This window comes from Streptosporangium canum, assembly GCF_900113865.1.
GTDB classification, from domain to species: Bacteria; Actinomycetota; Actinomycetes; order Streptosporangiales; family Streptosporangiaceae; genus Streptosporangium; species Streptosporangium canum.
In genome coordinates, this window is the sequence record NZ_FOQY01000022.1 from 123,828 (window position 1) to 141,497 (window position 17,670).

Below are 17,670 nucleotides of genomic sequence, written 5' to 3' on the forward strand. Positions count from 1 at the left end.
CCGTCCACGCGACCACTCCAACGCGGGAGAGTGCATGAACGACCACGCGATCCGGACCACCCCGACGAGCCGGTCCGCGGGCGAGCGCTTCAAGCGCAAGGCCGGCAGCCTGGCAGCCGGCGCCGCGGGGGCCGCGATGCTCGTCATCGTCCTGGTCGCGGGCATGTGGGCGATCGAGGTGGCCGACTACGTGCTGCCGATCGACTTCGACGCCTACGGCATCAGGTCCTGGGACCCCGAAGGGCTGGGCGGCATCGTCATCGCCCCGTTCCTGCACGACGGCTTCGGGCACCTGATGGCCAACTCCCTGCCCCTGCTGATCCTCGGCTTCCTCGCCGCCCTGCGCGGGCTCGGCCGCTTCCTGCTGGCCAGCCTGATCATCATCGTCGTCAGCGGGCTGGGCGTCTGGTTCACCAGCACGCCGACGACGATCACGGTCGGCGCGAGCGGGCTGGTGTTCGGCTACTTCGGCTTCGTCGTCGCCCGGGGCCTGTTCGACCGCCGGGCCCTCGACATCGTGATCGGCATCGGCGTCGCGGTCGCCTACTACTCGATCATCTGGGGCGTGCTCCCGGGCGAGGCCGGCATCTCCTGGCAGGGGCACCTGTTCGGGCTGATCGGCGGGATCGTGGCGGCCTGGGTCCTGCGCCGCAAGCGCGCGGCCGTCCCCGCCTACTGACCGTCCCGGGCGGGCCGGGCGGTCTGTCACAGTCCCGGGAACACCCGGCGCAGGTCGTCCAGGGTGACGCCGTCGCCGGTGACGGTCACCGAGGCGGGGGTGTGCGCGGGGTCCAGCCTGCCGGTGAGCAGGCGCAGCCACGCCTCGGCGGGAGCGGACAGGACGACGTCCGCCGGATCCGGCACCTGGCTGAAGCCGACGGTCTCCCCGAGGGTGAGGCCGAGGACGCGCTCGGGATCGCTCGTCTCGACGCGGAGCGTGGCCTGCCGCCGGTCGAGGGCGTCGGGCTTGCCGATGAAGCCGACCATGAAGTCGAGCGGCCCGGCGTGCAGGTCGGTCAGCGCCTCGACGGCGTCCGGCGCGACGGTGGCCCGCGGGTCGAAGGCGACCTTGACGTCCCAGGTGTGCAGGGCGGCCTCGTTGAGCCGCATCCCGGCGATCAGCGTGACGTCGGCGGGCGCCGGCAGGAAGCCCAGCCTGACCTCCAGCCGCTCGCGGGTGCCGGGGTCGAGGCTCTCGTAGGCGGCGACGAGCTCGGCGTTCGCCTTCAGGAGGTCATCGGCCTGCTCCCGGGAGCCCCTGGCGTTCCAGCGGCTCCACACCGACTCGTTGAAGTCCTGGCCGGGGGCGTCCTGGCCGGCCAGCGCGGCCCGCAGGACCGCCAGGCCGATCTCCGCGCCGCTGCCGAGGTGGCTGAGCACCTGGGCGACGGTCCACTCCGCCGCGCCCGAGGGCCGGGCGAGGCCGCCGGGGCTCAGACCACCCACGAAAGCGGCCAGATCATCATGATTGGTGCGCAGGGCCGCGATGGTCCTGTCGGCGAGTGTGCTCATGGCTCTCCCAGCGAGAAGGGACCTCGTGGCCTCGCGGCCGAGCGGACCGTCCACCCGGTGTTCCCTCCCAGAAGTACCCGCGGCCACCTGGCGTATCACTATCGTCCCGTGACCTGGCGCCCGCAACGCGAAGGCCGGTCGCCCCGGGGCCGCCCTGTGGTTTAGGGGGGATAAAGTCAGTCGGGGCGGCCGCTCCACGAGGGCGCGGCAACCGCGCCGCGCAGGCGGGACGACCGCTCCGCGGGGTCGGGACGATCGCCCCGCAGGGAGGAGATCACCCGTGAACGACGGGGTTTCGGACGCCAGGAGTCCGAGCGGCGCGAGCCCGGGTGACACGGGTCCGGGCGGCGCGAGCCCGATGGGCGGGAGTCCGGATGGGCGGGGGCCGGGCGGCGCGAGTCCGGACGAGTTCGTCGTGATCGCCGATCCGGTCGAGCGCGCCAGGGCGATCAGCGTCGCCATCGCCGACCGGCAGGACCTGATCGCCGAGCTCGCCCGGCTCCGCCGCGAGGCCGTGGTCGAGGCACAGGCCTCAGGGGTGCGCCAGGACGCGATCGCACGGCGGCTCGGGGTCACCCCCGGCAGGGTGTCACAGATGCGGTCGGCGGGCGCCAGAGACGCCACAGGCGGCCACGCAGGGGCATGCCAGGCGCCCAGGGTGGTGGTCCGGCGCGCGCTCCCCACCGAGCCCGCGGTGCGCGGCTCCGCGTCGCTCTTCATGACCGAGGCGGAGCGGCAGGGCATCCGCGCGGGCCGGCGCATGCTCTACGTCGGACCCGAGCCGGCCGCCGACCATGTCGCCGCCGCCCTGCGTGTCGAGCCCGGCGCCGACGTCCTGGCCCGCCGCAAGATGCTGCTCGCCGACGACGTGCCCGTACGGATCGCCACCAGCTACTTCCGGCTGGACGTCTTCGGCGGCACCCCGATCGCCGCCCCCGACTTCGTACGGCCGAGCCTGCAGGCCGGTATCGAGGCCCTCGGGCACCGCTTCGGTCACGCGGAGGAGCACCTCGTCGCCCGCCCGCCCACCGGGTTCGAGGCGGCGACCCTGCAGCTCGACCCGGGTGAGTGGGTGGTGCAGGTCCTGCGCGCCGGCTACGGCGACGACGGCACCCCGGTCCACACCCTGGAGACGATCTGCGCGGCCTCCCGCCACGTCTTCCCCATCGCCCAGGTCACCGGGGCCGACGAGTTCTGACCGGCGCTCCCGGGCCCCCGGCCGTACCGCGGGGGCTCGGGAGCTTCCTCGACGGATCCGCCCCCGAGTCCCCCGAGACCGGTGCCCGGGGTCGGCGCCGGAGAGGGGCGTCTGTGGGTTCGGCCACAGATCCAAGATCGGCGTGAGTCGCCGAGTCACACTTCTGCTCGATCTGTCGTGTCCCCGGATCGGATATCAGAGCCGGCCTGTGCCGTCACTGATCCGGGGAGCCAGCGAAGGGCGAGGACGCCGAGTGCCGTGTGGAGGACGACGGCCACCGCGGCGATCACGTGCAGGCCGGTGACGAAGGCCGTCTTCGCCTCCACGACCACCGCCGGCGCGAGGTCGGGAAGCTGGAGGGTTCCGTCCAGGGTGGGTGCCAGGTCGGGCCCCTGGAGCCGGAAGACCAGGGCGGCGAGTGAGCCGAGGAGCGCGATGCCGAGGGCGTTGCCGATCTCGTTGCTGGTCTCCGCGATCGCGCCCGCCGAGCCGGCCCGTTCCGCGGGGACGGCGCCGACGGCGGTGTCGGCGACGACGCTGAAACAGATGCCGTAGCCGATGCCCGCGATGGTCGTGGAGGCGACGTACCAGCCGATCCCGCCCGTGATCGCCGTGGGGAGCAGCAACAGCAGACCCGCCGCGATGGAGAAGTGGCAGATGACGAGGGCGGTCCGCTTTCCGATGCGATCGACCAGGAAAGGCGTGACGACGCAGGTGACGGTGAGAACCGCGGCGCCGGGGAGCGCGAGGAGAGCCGCCCGCAGGACAGGCAGGTCAAGGACGGATTGGAGGTAGATGCCCGCCAGGTACGCGGTCGCCGACCACGCCGCCAACGGCAGCAGACCGGTGATGATCGCCACCGTGAAGACACGGTCGCGGAAGAGCGAGAACTCGATCAACGGATGCCGCAGGCTCCGCTGCCTGCGGGCGAACCACGCCAGCAGTACCAGCCCCGCGATCCCCACGAGAACCGGGACGGTCGACAGGCCCTCGGCGGCGGAGTGCTTGAGGCCGTAGATCGTGAGCAGGAGGCCGGCCGCGGAGGTCACGACACTGAGCGCGTCGACGTGACCCGGGCGGGTCGCACGGACCTCACGGAGCAGGATCGGCGCGAAGAACAGGAACAGGGCGATGACGGGAAGGTTGATCAAGAAGACCGAGCCCCACCAGAACCGTTCCAGCAGGATGCCGCCGGCGACCGGGCCGATGGCGAACCCGGCCGCGAACGCCGCGGCGAAGACGCCGATGGCCTGCGCCCGCCGCCGCGGGTCGGTGAACAGCTCGCTCAACACGGCCAGGGCCGATGGCAGGAGAGTCGCACCCGCTACTCCCATCAGCGCACGGGCGACGATCAGCAGCTCGGGGCTCGGCGCGAACGCCGCTCCCGCGGAGCCGATGCCGAAGACCGCCGTGCCGATCATGAGCAACCTCAGCCGGCCGTACCGGTCGCCGATGTTGCCGAACGCGATCAGCAGGGAGCCGACGGCGAAGCCGTAGATGTCCAGAATCCACAGGGCCTGGTCAGCGGTCGGGGTGAGGGCCTGGCTGACCCGGGACATCGCCAGGAACAGGATCGACCCGTCCATGGAGACCAGGAGTACGGGCCCGAGGATCACCAGAAGGCCGAGCCAGGCCCGCAGGCCCGGTGAGTTGTGCGCGCGTTGCTGGGACATGTCGCCGACAGTCCGGCAGGACGGGCTCGGCGACCATCCCCCTGCTGTGGGTGCACCCAGCAGGTGCACCCACAGGCGTGCCCGGTCGGTCTACGCTCGATGCCATGGAAGGTTTCGGGGCGTTTCTGAAGAGTCGCCGTGATCGGGTCACACCAGCTGAGATCGGGCTACGCACTTTCGGGACCGCTCGCCGGGTTCCCGGCCTGCGACGTGAGGAGCTCGCCCAGCTCGCGGGAGTGAGCGCCGGGTACTACACGCGTCTGGAGCAGGGGCAGGCGGAGACCGCCTCCAAGCAGGTGCTCGACGCCCTCGCGCGGGTGCTGCGGCTCGACCGGATCGAGACCGTTCACCTCCACAATCTCGCTCAGCGGTCCGCCCGTCCCGGTCTCTCCGAACCGCCCCGGGAGGAGCCCCACCCGCGAGTTCTCGCACTCCTGGAATCTCTGGGGGACGCGACGCCGGCGATCGTGCTCGGCCGCCGTGGTGACGTGCTCGCCTGGAACCGCCTCGGTCACGCGCTCATCGCCGAGCACGTCGCATTCGACGCGCCACAGGAGCCGACGCGCCGCCCGTCCGTCCCGCGGATGTTCTTCCTCGATCCACTCACCCGCGACCTGTACCGCAACTGGGACGAGCTCGCCCGCGTCCACGTCGCCTACCTCCGGCTCACCGCGGGTCGATTCCCCACGGACGCACGCCTGGCGGAATTGATCGGAGAGCTCACGATGCGCAGCGACGAGTTCGCGATGATGTGGACGGTCGGGGAGGTCGCCGACTGCACCGTCGGGACCATGCGCCTGCGGCACCCCACCGTCGGTGCCGTGAGCGTCGACTACCAGGTCTGGCTCCAGCCCGACAGCCCCGACCACCGGCTGGAGATCTACACCCCGAACGACTCAGGCTCCGCCGACGCCGTGCGAATCCTGACGCATCAGAGCCGCCGGGACACCGGGCCGGACTCCGTCCGGCGGCATAACTGACAGCAACCGCCACGGCCGTGACCTCGAACGGGCTCCCACCGGGCGTGAGGTGAGGCCGCTGCGGCCGGCCCGCGGGGCGAGCCCGGACGGGCCGGCCGCAGCACTGTTCGAGCGAAGGCGATCAGAGCCCTCGGGGTCGATCGTCTAGAGCCGCTCGACGACGTGGTCGATGCAGTTGGTCAGGGCCTCGACGTCGTCGGGGTCGATGGCCGGGAACATCGCTACGCGGAGCTGGTTGCGGCCGAGCTTGCGGTAGGGCTCGGTGTCCACGATGCCGTTGGCGCGCAGGACCTTGGCGACCTCCGCGGCGTCGACGCCGTCGGCGAAGTCGATGGTGCCGACCACGTTGGAGCGGAACTCCGGACCGGCGAACGGCGTGGTGTAGGAGGTCTTCTCCGCCCACGTGTAGAGCCGGCGGGCCGACTCGGCGGTGCGGGCGGTGGTCCAGGCCAGGCCGCCGTTGCCGTTCATCCACTCGATCTGGTCGGCGAGCAGGAACAGCGTGGAGACCGACGGGGTGTTGTAGGTCTGGTCCTTGGACGAGTTGTCGACCGCCACCGGCAGGCTGAAGAACTCGGGGATGTAGCGGCCGCTGGAGGCGATCTCCTCGACCCGGGCGAGCGCGGCCGGGGACATCAGGGCGATCCACAGGCCGCCGTCGGAGGCGAAGCTCTTCTGCGGGGCGAAGTAGTAGACGTCGGTCTCGCTGATGTCGACGGGCAGGCCGCCGGCGCCGGAGGTGGCGTCGACCAGGACGAGCGAGCCGTCCTCGCCCACGCGCCTGATCGGCATCGCGACGCCGGTCGAGGTCTCGTTGTGGGTGAGCGCGTAGACGTCCACGCCCTCCTCCGTGCGGGCCTCGGGGTGGCTGCCGACCTCGGACTTGATCACGGTCGGCTCGCCCAGCCACGGGGCCTTCGCCACGACGGAGGCGAACTTCGAGGAGAACTCGCCGAAGTGCAGGTGCTGCGACTTCTCACGGACGAGCCCGAAGGCGGCGATGTCCCAGAACGCGGTGGTGCCGCCGTTGCCGAGGACGACCTCGTACCCCTCGGGGAGCGAGAACAGCTCCGACAGGCCCGCGCGGACGCGTCCGACGAGAGCCTTGACCGGCTTCTGGCGGTGGGAGGTGCCCAGCACGCTGGAACCTGAGGCGGCGAGAGCCGAGAGCTGCTCGGGGCGCACCTTCGAGGGCCCGCAGCCGAAACGGCCGTCGGCGGGCTTGATGTCAGAGGGAATCACGATGTCAGCCACCTGACCAGCCTACTGAGGCTTCCGATTGGTCCAGGCCGAAGTCCGGATTGTGAGACGGGCGTGTCCGGGAACGCGAAACGGCTGCCGCGCGAGACGGATCGCGCGACAGCCGTACAGGACACGGTCAGGCGGAGCCGAGGACCTCGGCGGCGCCGGGGACGTCGTTGACCGAGCGCTGTGCCGGACCCACGTAGTCGGCGCTGGGGCGGACGAGCCTGCCCGTGCGCTTCTGCTCCAGGATGTGGGCGGCCCAGCCCGCGGTGCGGGCGCAGGTGAACATGGAGGTGAACATGGAGGAGGGAACCTGGGCGAAATCCAGGATCACCGCCGCCCAGTACTCGACGTTGGTGGCGAGCACCCGGTCGGGCTTGCGGGCGTGCAGCTCTTCCAGGGCGGCCTTCTCCAGGGCGGCTGCGACCTCGTAGCGCGGCGCGTCGAGCTCCTTGGCGGTGCGGCGGAGCACGCGGGCGCGGGGGTCCTCGGCACGGTAGACGCGGTGGCCGAAGCCCATGAGGCGCTGGCCCTTGTCCAGCTCGCTCTGGACGTACTTCTTGGCGTCGCCGACCTGCTCGACGCCTTCGATCATGTGCAGCACGCGGGCGGGGGCGCCACCGTGCAGCGGTCCGGACATGGCGCCGACCGCGCCGCTCAGCGCCGCGGCCACGTCGGCGCCGGTGGAGGCGATGACGCGGGCGGTGAAGGTCGAGGCGTTCATGCCGTGCTCGGCCGCGGACGTCCAGTAGGCGTCGATGGCCTTGACGTGCTTGGGATCGGGATCGCCCTGCCAGCGGATCATGAACCGCTCGACGATGCTCTCGCCCTTGTCGATCTCGCTCTGGGGGACCATCGGCTTGCCGAGGCCACGAGAGGACTGGGCGACGAAGCTGAGGGCGGTCACGCTGGCGCGCGCCAGGTCCTCGCGTGCCTGCGCGTCGTCGATGTCGAGCAGCGGCTTGAAGCCGTACGCGGGGGCCAGGATGGCCAGTGCGCTCTGCACGTCGACGCGGATGTCACCGGAATGGACAGGAATGGGGTACGGCTCTGCCGGGGGGAGACCCGGCTGGAACGTGTTGTCGACGAGCAGGCCCCACACGTGTCCGAAGGAGACGCGGCCGACCAGCTCTTCGATGTCGACGCCCCGATACCGAAGGGCGCCCCCTTCTTTGTCCGGTTCCGCGATCTCCGTCTCGAAAGCTACTACGCCTTCGAGCCCGGGTTTGAAGTCGGACATTCTCGGCCGCCTCCCTTTCTTGAAGTCAAAGCCTTGATGTCGAGATACCGGCGGGTCATATTCAACCCTGCGGGACGCGGCGGTGTGCCGCCGGGACCCTCCGGAACGCGATCGTCCCAGGTGGGGGCGGTGCGTACGTTCTCTGTCAAGCACGGGAGAATACCTTCCCGTGGAAGCCGCATCGCGCCCGCCGTCGCTGGCGGGGCTCCGTCGTACCTATCAGGGCCTGCCGTTGCTGGAGGCCGACCTCGCACCCGACCCCGTGTCGCAGTTCGCCGTCTGGTTCGGCGAGGCCGTGGACGCGGGACTTCCCGAACCGAACGCGATGGTGGTCGCCACCTCCTCCGCGGGCGGGCGGCCGACGGCCAGGACCGTGCTGCTCAAGGACTATGACGAGAACGGGTTCGTCTTCTACACCAACTACGAGTCGCGCAAGGGCCGTGACCTCACCGAGAACCCCCGGGCCGGTCTGCTGTTCCCCTGGCACGCCATCCGCCGCCAGGTGCGGGTGGAGGGCGCGGTGGTACGGCTGCCGCGCGAGGAGTCGGCCGCCTACTTCGGATCCCGCCCGTACGGCTCGCGGATCGGGGCCTGGGCGTCCCGGCAGTCGGCCGTCGTGCACTCCAGGGAGGAGCTGGACGCCCGCTACGCGGAGCTGGCCGAGCGCTGGCCGGAGGATCCTCCGGTGCCCGATTTCTGGGGCGGCTTCCGGGTCGTGCCCGCGGAGGTGGAGTTCTGGCAGGGGCAGCTCGACCGCATGCATGACCGCCTCCGATACCGCCGTTCGGGCGCCTCCTGGGTCGTGGAGCGCCTGGCCCCCTGACCCCATTACCCACCTTTTACTGATATATCCGCATATGTCCGGTGGGTAGAGGGGGGCGACGTGAGGTTCGGGGATCTTGTTCGGCGGCTGGCGATGGACACCCGTCCTCTGCGGATCCCCGCCTACCGGCGGCTCTGGGCCGGGCAGGGCGTGTCGTTCATCGGCTTCCAGCTCACCTCGGTGGCGGTCAGCGCCCAGATCTACGACATCACCGGGTCCTCCTTCTGGGTCGGCATGCTCGGCCCCGCCAACCTGATCCCCCTGGTGGTCTTCGGGCTCTGGGGCGGGGCGGTCGCCGACGCGGTGGACCGGCGCCGGCTGCTCCTGGTCGGCGCCGTGATCGCCTGGACGGCCACGCTCGCGCTGCTGGTCCAGGCGGCCCTCGGGGCGACGCACATCGGCCTGCTGCTGGCGACCGTGGCCGTGCACGCCACCGGGTTCGCCATCACCGGGCCGACCCGGGGCGCGGTCATCCCCCGGCTGGTGCCGGCCGAGCTCGTCCCGGCGGCCAACACGCTCAACTTCCTGGCGGGCGGCGTCGGCACCGTCGTCGGCCCGCTGGTCGGCGGGATCGTGCTCGCCCAGGGCGGTTTCGCCGGCGCCTACCTGATCGACGCGCTGCTGTTCGGCGCTGGCTTCTACGCCGCGGTACGGCTGCCGCAGCTCAAGCCGGTCGGCGAGGTGACCCGGCCCGGCCTGCGGTCGGTCGTGGACGGCCTGAGCTACGTCGCCGGGCACCCGGTCGTGATGATGTCGTTCGTCGTCGACATCATCGCCATGGCGTTCGCGCTGCCCAGGGCGCTGTTCCCGGAGATCGTGGCCGAACGGTTCGGCGGGTCGCTGATCGCCTTCGGCTGGCTGTCGGCGAGCATGGCCATCGGCTCGGTGCTCGGCGGCCTGATGTCGGGCTGGGTGGGCCGGGTGCGGCGCCAGGGCGTGGCGCTCACGTTCGTCATCGCGGCCTGGGGGCTCAGCGTCGCCGCCGCCGGGCTCGTGGGACAGCTCTGGCTGATGGTCGCGCTGCTGGCCTTCGGCGGGGCCGCGGACCTGGTCTCCTCGGTGTGGCGGCAGACGATCCTGCAGACCCACGCGCCCGACGACATGCGCGGGCGGATGCAGGGGGTGTTCATGGTGGTGGTCGCCGGCGGCCCCCGGCTGGGGGATCTGCGGGCCGGGGCCACGGCGAGCTGGTTCGGGGCCACCGGGGCGTGGATCGGCGGCGGGATCGCCTGCGCGGTCGCGGTGCTCGTCGTGGGGCTCGCCGTACCGGCGTTCAGAAATTACCGTCCCGCCGTACGAGGTCTTTGAGCAGCTCGGGAAGGATTCGGCGCGGCCCGGTGTTGCCGTCCTTTGTCATGGTGGGCGGATCGCACAATAGGGTCGAGGTCCGAGACTTCCCGGTCCGCGCGAACCCATGGGAATGGTGCGCGGCGGACCCGGCATCGAGATAGGACGGGAGGAGCCTTGACCGCACACGGCCTGATCGACACCACGGAGATGTACCTCCGCACGATCTTCGAGTTGGAAGAGGAGGGGATCACCCCTCTGCGTGCGCGAATCGCCGAGCGGCTGCAGCAGAGTGGTCCGACCGTCAGCCAGACGGTGGCCCGCATGGAGCGCGACGGCCTGGTCCGGGTCGAGGGCGACCGGCACCTGACCATGACCGACCTGGGCCGCACGCTCGCGACGCGGGTCATGCGCAAGCACCGCCTCGCCGAATGCCTGCTCACCCAGGTCATCGGGCTGCCCTGGGAGGAGGTGCACATCGAGGCCTGCCGCTGGGAGCACGTCATGTCCGAGTCCGTCGAGGCTCGGCTGGTCAGCCTGCTCAACAACCCCACCGAGGACCCGCACGGCAACCCCATCCCCGGACTGGAGGAGCTCGGCGTCGAGGGCGCCCGGGGCGGTGAGTGGGAGACCCTGCCGTCGATGGCCGCGATGGCCGGACCCAGAGATATACCCGTTGTCGTGCGGCGAATTAGCGAACAAGTGCAAAGCGATCCGGCTGTGATGCTTAAACTCAAGCAAGTTGGGATACAACCCGGACGCGAGGTAACGCTCGCGGCGAGCGACGACGGTGTGCGGGTGACAGGTGACGACGAAGCGGAGAACACTCTTGCGGACCTCCCGCGAGACATCGCCGCGCACGTCTTCGTCTCCACCCGCTGACCGGGGCCCCTCTGCTTGGTTGGATCCCCCTCGGGAGCCCCTTCACTCCCCGGCCGAGACTGCAGCAGGAGCAACCGTGGTTCGCTTTGCGCACACCCGTCCCCGAGGGGTGGTCACCGGATGAAGCGGTGGGGGGATGTGACTCAGGACACCGCCGACCACCTTTCGGCGAGTTCCGTTCTCGACCATGCCGAGATGGCGGTGGTCGTCACCGACAGGTTCAGCAACCTTCTCTACTGGAATCCCTTCGCGGAGAAGCTGTTCGGCCGCCCCGGAGTCCCCGGGTCGCGGGACCAGGCGCTCTCGCTGGGCATCATGGAGAAGGACCACCCACTCGCCATCGAGCTCGCCAAACACGTGCTCAAGGGCGGCGTCTGGGAGGGCACGTTCGACGTCAGGCGCGGTGACGGGACGATCATCTACGTCCGCGCCCAGGCCGTGCCGCTGCGGCATCCGTCGGGGTCGGTGACGGGCATCGTCATCACCGCCCGCGAGGCGATGCGCAGCAACGAGCGGGAGAAGGACCGCTTCGGCCTGCTGGAGCGGATCGGCGAGCGGCTCGCCGGCTCGCTCTACGTCGAGGAGACGCTCAAGCGCGTCGCCGACATGCTCGTCCCGCAGTTCGCCGACCACTGCTTCATCGAGCTGATGGAGGGCCAGCGGCTGACCCGGAGGATCTCCACCCACGTCCAGGGGTGGAGCCCGCCGCCCAACACCTGGGCGCCGCTCGGCGCGGAGATCCGCTACCCGGTGGGGCACTACGCCGAGATCGCGCTGCGCCGCCAGGAGACGATCCTGGTCGAGGACTTCTCCCAGACCAACTATCCCAGCCCCGGCGAGGCCAGCACCCGCCTGGCGGCCGAGATCGGGATGACCTCGGCCATCGTGGCGCCGCTGTGCGTGCGGGGCGAGGTCCTCGGGCTGATGTACCTGGGCCTGTCGAACCTGACCGACCGGCGCAGCCCGCACTACGACGCCTTCGACCGCGACTTCGTGGGGGCCATCGCCACCCGCGTCGCCCTGGCCGTGGACAACGCGCTGCTGTTCGAGGAGGAGCGGCACACCGCCGAGTCCTTCCAGAAATACCTGCTGCCGCCCGCGCCGCTGCCCGAGCTCGACGGGCTGGAGATCGCGGTCCGCTACTACCCGGCGGCGCCGCTCGCCTCGCACGGGCAGGGCATCCAGACCCAGGTCGGCGGCGACTGGTACGACGTCATCCCGCTGTCGGCGGGCCGGGTCGGCATCGTCATCGGCGACGTCGAGGGCCGGGGAGCCAAGGCCGCCGCCGTCATGGGGCAGCTCCGCGCCGCGCTGCGCGCCTTCGCCCAGGACGACAAGCCGCCCGCGGAGATCCTCGCCCGGCTCGACGAGTGGACGCGCATCATCGCCACCCCCGAGCGGGACGACAGCGGCGAGGACATCAGCGTCCCGCCCATCGTCACCTGCCAGTACCTCGTCTACGACGCCTGGTCGCGGCAGCTGTCGTTCGCCAACGCCGGCCACGCGCCGCCGCTGCTGCTGCTCAACGACGGCACCTGCGCCGAGCTCGACATCAAGGAGGTCGGCCAGCCGCTCGGCGTCCGCGCCAAGGGCGTTCACGCCGATCTGGTCTACAAGGAGGAGACGCGCAAGCTGCCCCCCGGGGCCGCGCTGCTGCTCTACACCGACGGCCTCGTGGACCGCAGGCCGGTGCGCGACGCCGACGGCAGGCCGCCCAACGACGAGGAGACCCTCGCGCTGCTCGCCGGCAAGCTCATCGAGGTCTCCGACTCCTCGGTGGAACGGATCGCGGACGCCGCGACGGTCGCCGTGCCCGGCGAGATCGACGACGACATGGCCATCCTGGTGATCAGGTCCGCCCCCGCCGACCTCGAGGTCGAGGAGCGCACCTTCCCGGCCCAGCCGATCATGGTCGGTGAGGCCCGCCGGATGGCGGCGGAGGCGTTCACGGGCTGGAACGTCCCCGAGGAGCGCGCCGAGCTCGCCTGCCTGCTGGTCTCCGAGGTGGTGACGAACGTGGTGCTGCACGCCGCCAGCGCCAGCGTCCCGCGCCGCGAGCTGGTGCTGGACAGCGCCCCGATGCCGTTCGACGAGACCTGGGACGACCTCCCGGGCCTGGAGAACGAGGTCGTCAACGAGAAGGAGTTCACGCTCCGGCTCCGCCGGGGCGGGGAGGCCGTCTGGGTGGAGGTCTTCGACCAGGACCTACGGCTTCCCCGCATCCGCAGCGCGGGGGAGAACGACGAGGGCGGCCGGGGACTCTACCTCGTCGACCAGCTCGCCAAGCGCTGGGGCTCGCGTCCCACCAAGGAGGGCAAGGCCGTCTGGTTCGAGATCCCGACCAAGTCCCGGTGAGCGCGGTGGCGCGGCGGGACTAGGAGAAGTGCCGGATCGGTGCTTGACTCGGGGGCATGGAATTGGCCTTCGAACGGCGTGGGGCCGGACCGCCTCTGGTTCTGCTGCACGGCATCGGGCACCACTGGCAGGCGTGGCTGCCGGTGCTCGACCGGCTCGCCGCCGAGCGGGACGTGATCGCCGTCGACTTCCCCGGCTTCGGCGTCTCCCCGCCGCTGCCGCCCGGCTCGCCGTACACGGCGGAGAGCCTCGCCGACGCGGTCGAGTCGTTCTGCGCGATGCTCGGCCTGCGCGAGCCTCACGTGGCGGGAAACTCCCTCGGCGGCTACGTCGCCCTTGAGCTGGCTTCGCGGGGCGTGGTCCGCACGGCCACGGCGCTCTCCCCGGCGGGGTTCTGGAGCCGCGGAGAGCTCGCGTACGCGCGGGCGGCGCTCTGGGCGGCGCGGGCCTCGGCCCGCGCCGTTCCGCCGGAGCGGGCCACCGCCGCCGCGGCGAGCCCGCTGGGCCGGATGGTCATGGCGGGCGTGATGGTGGCCCACCCGTCCCGGATCTCCGCCGAGGCGCTGCTCGCGGCCACCCAGGCGCTCGGGGCCGCCCCCGGATTCGACGACACCCTGGACTCGTTCGCGTGGATGATGCCCCCGGCTCCGCCGAAGGCGCCGATCACCATCGCCTGGGGGGAGCGCGACCGGCTGCTGCTCCGGCGGCAGGCCGTACGGGCCGCCAGGTGGTCGGGCCAGCGGGTGAAGCTGCTCATGGGCTGCGGGCACCTGCCGATGAGCGACGATCCCGAGCTGGTCGCCCGGGTGCTGCTGGAGGGGTCGCGGTAACCGGCCGCGAGGTGGGTCCGGGTCCCGTGAGGCGGGACCGGAGTCGCGGGCCTTCAGGCCGGGGAGCGCGTCAACGGAACGTCTGTCCCCACAGCGCGAGCATGACCAGGACGAACACGATCACGACGCCCGCGTAGGCGACCGGTCCGAGCCGCAGGGCGCGCCGGACCCGGTTGAGACCCCAGGCGAACAGGAACGCCAGGAAGATCAGCAGGATCAGTCCGCTGTCCATCAACACCGCCTCTGATGAGCCTTCGCTGACCAGTATGCGTTCCCCGAGCTGATCTTGCGGCGATTGAGCAAGACGGGGTACTCCGTGGCATCGTTGCGCAACGTGAACAGATCAACGAAGGTAACGCGCATCCTGCTGGTGGCCGCCTTCGCCGCCGGCCTCACCGCCTGTTCGAGCGAGGGCGACCCCTCGGCGGCCCCCACCGCGTCCGTCTCCGAGCCCGCGGTCTCCTCCGAGCCGGCCGTCCCCTCCTCTTCCCCCTCGGATCCGGCGGCCACAGCGCCCGAGGCGACGGCGTCGGCCTCGCCGGGCATCGACCTGCCCCGGGGGACCGACGGCGTGCTGCTGGGAGACCTCTCACTGGTGGGAGCGGACTCGATCGCGGTGGCTCCCAAGGGTGAGAAGGCGCAGGAGGTCGAGCTCACGCCGTTCACCGAGGTGCTGGACGTGCAGGGCGCCGTCTGCAGTGAGGGCAAGATCCCGCACAAGTGCACCACGGACCAGCTCCGGAAGGCGCTCAAGGAGGGCACCTCCTTCTACGCCAAGGTGACGGTCAAGGACGGGACGGCCACGAAGATCGAGGAGATCGTCCCGGAATGATGGTTCCGCCGGGCGGCCGTCGATGCCGGGTAGCCCGCTGAAGATCTGAGCACCGGCCCGCGGGCCGATCGGTCACGCCGGTACGGCTCGCGCCCGGCGAGGGGCGCGAGCCGTACCGGCCGGTGAGATGACCGGCGAGATGGCCGCTCGGGGACCGCGGACAGCCGCCGGGGTCCGTCGCGGCCTTGCTGGACAAGCCGTCAGCGCGTTGCGCGGGTCATCTCCCCGGCTTACCGCGAAGAAGATCAAAGTCAACGATTGAGCAGGTAGCGCCGGGGCGTGGTGCCGACGGTGCGGCGGAAGGCGACCAGGAACGCGCTCGCTGTGGCGTACCCCACGCTGTGTGCCACCCGCGACACCGGCTGCCCTTCGGCCAGCAGCGGCAGGGCGGCACGTAGCCGTACCTGCGTGCGCCAATGGTCGAAGCTCATGCCCGTGTCGCGCACGAACAACCGCGTCAACGTCCGCCTGCTCACGCCCGCCGCGCGGGCGTGAGCCTCCAGGCTGCGCGGGTCGGCGGGGTCGGCCAGCAGGGCGGCCGCCGCCACCCGGACCCGCTCGTCGGTGGGTTCCGGAACGTCGATGGGCCGGGTGGGCAGCGGGCGCAGCAGGTCGGGCAGCACTGCCTCGGCGCGCAGCCGCGCGCCGTCGGCCAGGTCGTCGCGGGAGAGATACCCGATCAGTTCGGCCAGCAGGCCGTCGACGCCGACCGCCGTCGGCTCGGGCCAGTCCAGTGGGCAGCGCTCCGGTGCCAGGTACAGGCTGCAGAGCACGGCGTCGCGGGTGGCGCCGGTGGCGTGGGTGACACCCGCGGGCAGCCACAGCGCCCTGGTGGGCGGCAGGACCCAGTACACCTCGCCCACGCCGACGCTCAGGACGCCGCGCCGGGTCCAGGCGAGTTGGTGGTGGGTGTGGCTGTGCGGGGGGATCCAGTCACCCGAGGCGAGCGGGAAGCGGCCGACGATGATCGCGCCTATGTCCTCCATGCGACACAGTCTGGCCTCGTCGCGGATTGTGGCCAAATGCGGCGGATCAATAGCGTCGTCGGGTGCCGATGATTGTGTTGTGTCTTGTCCAGTTCATGCTCGTGCTCGATGACACCGTCGTGAACGTGGCGCTGCCCAGCATCCGCGATGAGCTGGGCTTCAGCGCGTCCGGGCTGCCCTGGGTCGTCAACGCCTACTTCCTGGCCTTCGGCGGGCTGCTGCTGCTGTGCGGCCGGATGGCGGATCTGCTGGGCCGCCGCCGCGTCTTCCTCATCGGGGTGGCGCTGTTCGGGGCGGCCAGCCTGGCCTGCGGGCTCGCGCAGGAGCCGTGGCAGCTCGTGATCGGGCGGTTCGTGCAGGGCGCGGGTTCGGCGATGGCCAGCCCTGCCGCGATGTCGATGATCACGTTGCTGTATCCGGGGCCGCAGGAGCGGGCCAAGGCGCTGGGCATCTGGGGCGGTATCGCGGCCCTGGGCGGGACCTCGGGCCTGGTGCTGTCCGGGGCGCTGACCGATCTGGTGTCCTGGCGTGGGATCTTCCTGATCAACCTGCCCATCGTCGCCGTGGCCCTGGCGGTGCTTCCCCGACTGGTCCCCGAGTCCCGCGCGCCCGGCCGGCGCCGCCTCGACGTTCCCGGCGCGGTCCTGGTCACCGGTGCCGCGGTGTCGCTGGTGTACGGGCTGCTGCGAGCCGGAGAGACCGGCTGGAGCGATCCGATCGCCATCGGGGCCGTCGTGTTCTCCGCCGCCTTGGCGGTGGCGTTCCTGGTGGCGGAGTCGCGGGCGGCGGCACCGCTGGCGCCCAGATCGTTCCTGGCCTCGCGGACGCGGGCGGTCGCCAACGGCGCGACCCTGCTGTTCTCGATGGCGATGTACGCGATGTCGTTCCTGCTGATGATCCAGATCCAGACCGTTCTGGGCTACAGCCCGCTCCTGGCCGGCATCGCCTACCTGCCCTACGGCGCCGGCATCCTGGCAGGCATGTGGCTGTCCTCCCGCATCTCACTCAGGATCGGGACGCGCTGGGCGCTCCTGCTGGCGTTCCTGGTCAACATCGCCGGCCTGCTGCTGCTGGCCGGCGTGGCGGCGGGCGACTCCTACGCCGCCCACGTCCTGCCCGGGATGCTCATCCTGAGTCTGGGCAACGGGCTGAGCCTGCCCGTGATGGCGGTGGCCGCGGTCGAGGGCACCACCGAGGAGGACGCCGGTCTCGGCTCGGCCCTGTTCACCTCCGTCCAGCAGATCGGTGGTGCCGTCGGGGTGGCCGCGCTGGCCATCATGGGCTACTCGGCCGGGCTCACGGCGGGTGCGGTCTGCGTGGCGCTCGGCGCTGTGATCATCGTCGTGTCGCTGCCGTCACATGCCGGCGGCCCGCGGCAGACCGCTGGACATGGAGCCGGCGGCCGAAGCGAGCCGCCAGTCGCTCCCCGGCCCTGAGCGGCCGCAGCTCCGGCTGTCGCACCTGGTGGTCGACCGCGATCACGCTCACCCCCGAGCCTCCCGTTTCAGCGTGATCTGGCGTGGAACCCCGGGCGTTCACGCCCGGCAGGAAACGACAGCGCGGGAGGGCCGCCAAGGCCCGAGCGGTGTGGTGACCGGTAGGCCGTCGAGCGGCTCAGCCCGGACGCTTCTGGCTTTCGATGTACTCCTTGATAATCCACAAGGGTGCGCCGCCGCAGGAGGCGGCGAAGTACGACGGCGACCAGAAATGCCCGCCCCACAGATACTTACGGATATGTGCCGGATATTCCTTGCGCAGTAGCCGGGCGGACACGCCCTTGAGGCTGTTCACCAGCGTCGAGAGGGCGACCTTGGGCGGGTAGTGCAC

General features: G+C 71.3%; 17 protein-coding genes. 10 read left to right on the plus strand and 7 right to left on the minus strand.

Going from position 1 to position 17,670, the window contains the following annotated elements; all coding sequences use genetic code 11:
* Positions 1 to 34 precede the first annotated feature (34 nt).
* On the plus strand, positions 35 to 679 hold the full coding sequence (locus BM085_RS28010; RefSeq protein WP_093889873.1) for a rhomboid family intramembrane serine protease: 645 nt from the start codon (positions 35 to 37) through the stop codon (positions 677 to 679).
* A gap of 26 nt (positions 680 to 705) precedes the next feature.
* Here BM085_RS28010 and BM085_RS28015 read toward each other — a convergent pair whose 3' ends face one another.
* Positions 706 to 1,512: a maleylpyruvate isomerase family mycothiol-dependent enzyme gene (locus BM085_RS28015; RefSeq protein ID WP_093889874.1), complete on the minus strand. Its 807-nt coding sequence runs from the start codon at positions 1,510 to 1,512 to the stop codon at positions 706 to 708.
* A gap of 280 nt (positions 1,513 to 1,792) precedes the next feature.
* Between BM085_RS28015 and BM085_RS28020 the strand changes: the two genes are divergently transcribed.
* A complete protein-coding gene (locus BM085_RS28020; RefSeq protein ID WP_093889875.1) occupies positions 1,793 to 2,710 on the plus strand; it encodes a UTRA domain-containing protein in 918 nt (305 codons plus the stop codon).
* 155 nt (positions 2,711 to 2,865) lie between these two features.
* Here BM085_RS28020 and BM085_RS28025 read toward each other — a convergent pair whose 3' ends face one another.
* Complete coding sequence (locus BM085_RS28025) at positions 2,866 to 4,383, minus strand: MFS transporter (protein WP_093889876.1); 1,518 nt, start codon at positions 4,381 to 4,383, stop codon at positions 2,866 to 2,868.
* 104 nt (positions 4,384 to 4,487) lie between these two features.
* Here BM085_RS28025 and BM085_RS28030 point away from each other — a divergent pair, with 104 nt between their 5' ends.
* The gene (locus BM085_RS28030; RefSeq protein ID WP_093889877.1) at positions 4,488 to 5,363 is read left to right on the plus strand and encodes a helix-turn-helix transcriptional regulator; all 876 of its coding nucleotides are present in this window, start codon (positions 4,488 to 4,490) and stop codon (positions 5,361 to 5,363) included.
* A 144-nt stretch (positions 5,364 to 5,507) separates the two neighbouring features.
* Here BM085_RS28030 and serC read toward each other — a convergent pair whose 3' ends face one another.
* Positions 5,508 to 6,617: a phosphoserine transaminase gene (gene serC, locus BM085_RS28035; RefSeq protein ID WP_093889878.1), complete on the minus strand. Its 1,110-nt coding sequence runs from the start codon at positions 6,615 to 6,617 to the stop codon at positions 5,508 to 5,510.
* A gap of 124 nt (positions 6,618 to 6,741) precedes the next feature.
* Positions 6,742 to 7,848, minus strand: coding sequence for a citrate synthase 2 (locus BM085_RS28040; RefSeq protein ID WP_086574196.1), 1,107 nt, complete (start codon positions 7,846 to 7,848; stop codon positions 6,742 to 6,744).
* Between the two features lie 169 nt (positions 7,849 to 8,017).
* Here BM085_RS28040 and pdxH point away from each other — a divergent pair, with 169 nt between their 5' ends.
* The 5 genes from pdxH (at position 8,018) to BM085_RS28065 (ending at position 14,025) form a co-directional block, all read left to right on the plus strand.
* Positions 8,018 to 8,671 (plus strand): pyridoxamine 5'-phosphate oxidase, encoded by a 654-nt coding sequence (gene pdxH, locus BM085_RS28045; protein ID WP_093889879.1) that lies wholly within the window; start codon positions 8,018 to 8,020, stop codon positions 8,669 to 8,671.
* A gap of 93 nt (positions 8,672 to 8,764) precedes the next feature.
* Positions 8,765 to 9,979 (plus strand): MFS transporter, encoded by a 1,215-nt coding sequence (locus BM085_RS28050; protein ID WP_177245312.1) that lies wholly within the window; start codon positions 8,765 to 8,767, stop codon positions 9,977 to 9,979.
* Positions 9,980 to 10,135: 156 nt separating this feature from the next.
* Positions 10,136 to 10,840, plus strand: a complete 705-nt coding sequence (locus tag BM085_RS28055; RefSeq protein WP_093889881.1) for an iron-dependent transcriptional repressor DtxR — start codon at positions 10,136 to 10,138, stop codon at positions 10,838 to 10,840.
* Between the two features lie 120 nt (positions 10,841 to 10,960).
* Positions 10,961 to 13,195 carry an ATP-binding SpoIIE family protein phosphatase gene (locus BM085_RS28060; RefSeq protein WP_093889882.1) on the plus strand — a complete coding sequence of 745 codons (2,235 nt, stop codon included), beginning with the start codon at positions 10,961 to 10,963 and terminating at the stop codon, positions 13,193 to 13,195.
* Positions 13,196 to 13,251: 56 nt separating this feature from the next.
* Positions 13,252 to 14,025, plus strand: coding sequence for an alpha/beta fold hydrolase (locus tag BM085_RS28065; RefSeq protein ID WP_093889883.1), 774 nt, complete (start codon positions 13,252 to 13,254; stop codon positions 14,023 to 14,025).
* 70 nt (positions 14,026 to 14,095) lie between these two features.
* Here BM085_RS28065 and BM085_RS44680 read toward each other — a convergent pair whose 3' ends face one another.
* Positions 14,096 to 14,257 carry a hypothetical protein gene (locus BM085_RS44680; protein ID WP_012887758.1) on the minus strand — a complete coding sequence of 54 codons (162 nt, stop codon included), beginning with the start codon at positions 14,255 to 14,257 and terminating at the stop codon, positions 14,096 to 14,098.
* A 102-nt stretch (positions 14,258 to 14,359) separates the two neighbouring features.
* On the opposite strand from BM085_RS44680, the gene BM085_RS28070 reads away from it, so the two are divergent.
* Entirely contained in the window at positions 14,360 to 14,857 is a 498-nt protein-coding gene (locus BM085_RS28070) for a hypothetical protein (RefSeq protein WP_143121100.1), read from the plus strand.
* Between the two features lie 251 nt (positions 14,858 to 15,108).
* Here BM085_RS28070 and BM085_RS28075 read toward each other — a convergent pair whose 3' ends face one another.
* Complete coding sequence (locus BM085_RS28075) at positions 15,109 to 15,843, minus strand: AraC family transcriptional regulator (RefSeq protein WP_093889885.1); 735 nt, start codon at positions 15,841 to 15,843, stop codon at positions 15,109 to 15,111.
* Positions 15,844 to 15,911: 68 nt separating this feature from the next.
* On the opposite strand from BM085_RS28075, the gene BM085_RS28080 reads away from it, so the two are divergent.
* On the plus strand, positions 15,912 to 17,279 hold the full coding sequence (locus BM085_RS28080; protein ID WP_093889886.1) for an MFS transporter: 1,368 nt from the start codon (positions 15,912 to 15,914) through the stop codon (positions 17,277 to 17,279).
* A 178-nt stretch (positions 17,280 to 17,457) separates the two neighbouring features.
* Here BM085_RS28080 and tnpA read toward each other — a convergent pair.
* Positions 17,458 to 17,670 (minus strand): IS200/IS605 family transposase (gene tnpA, locus BM085_RS28085; RefSeq protein ID WP_143121101.1); only part of this gene is annotated, 213 nt, incomplete at its 5' end.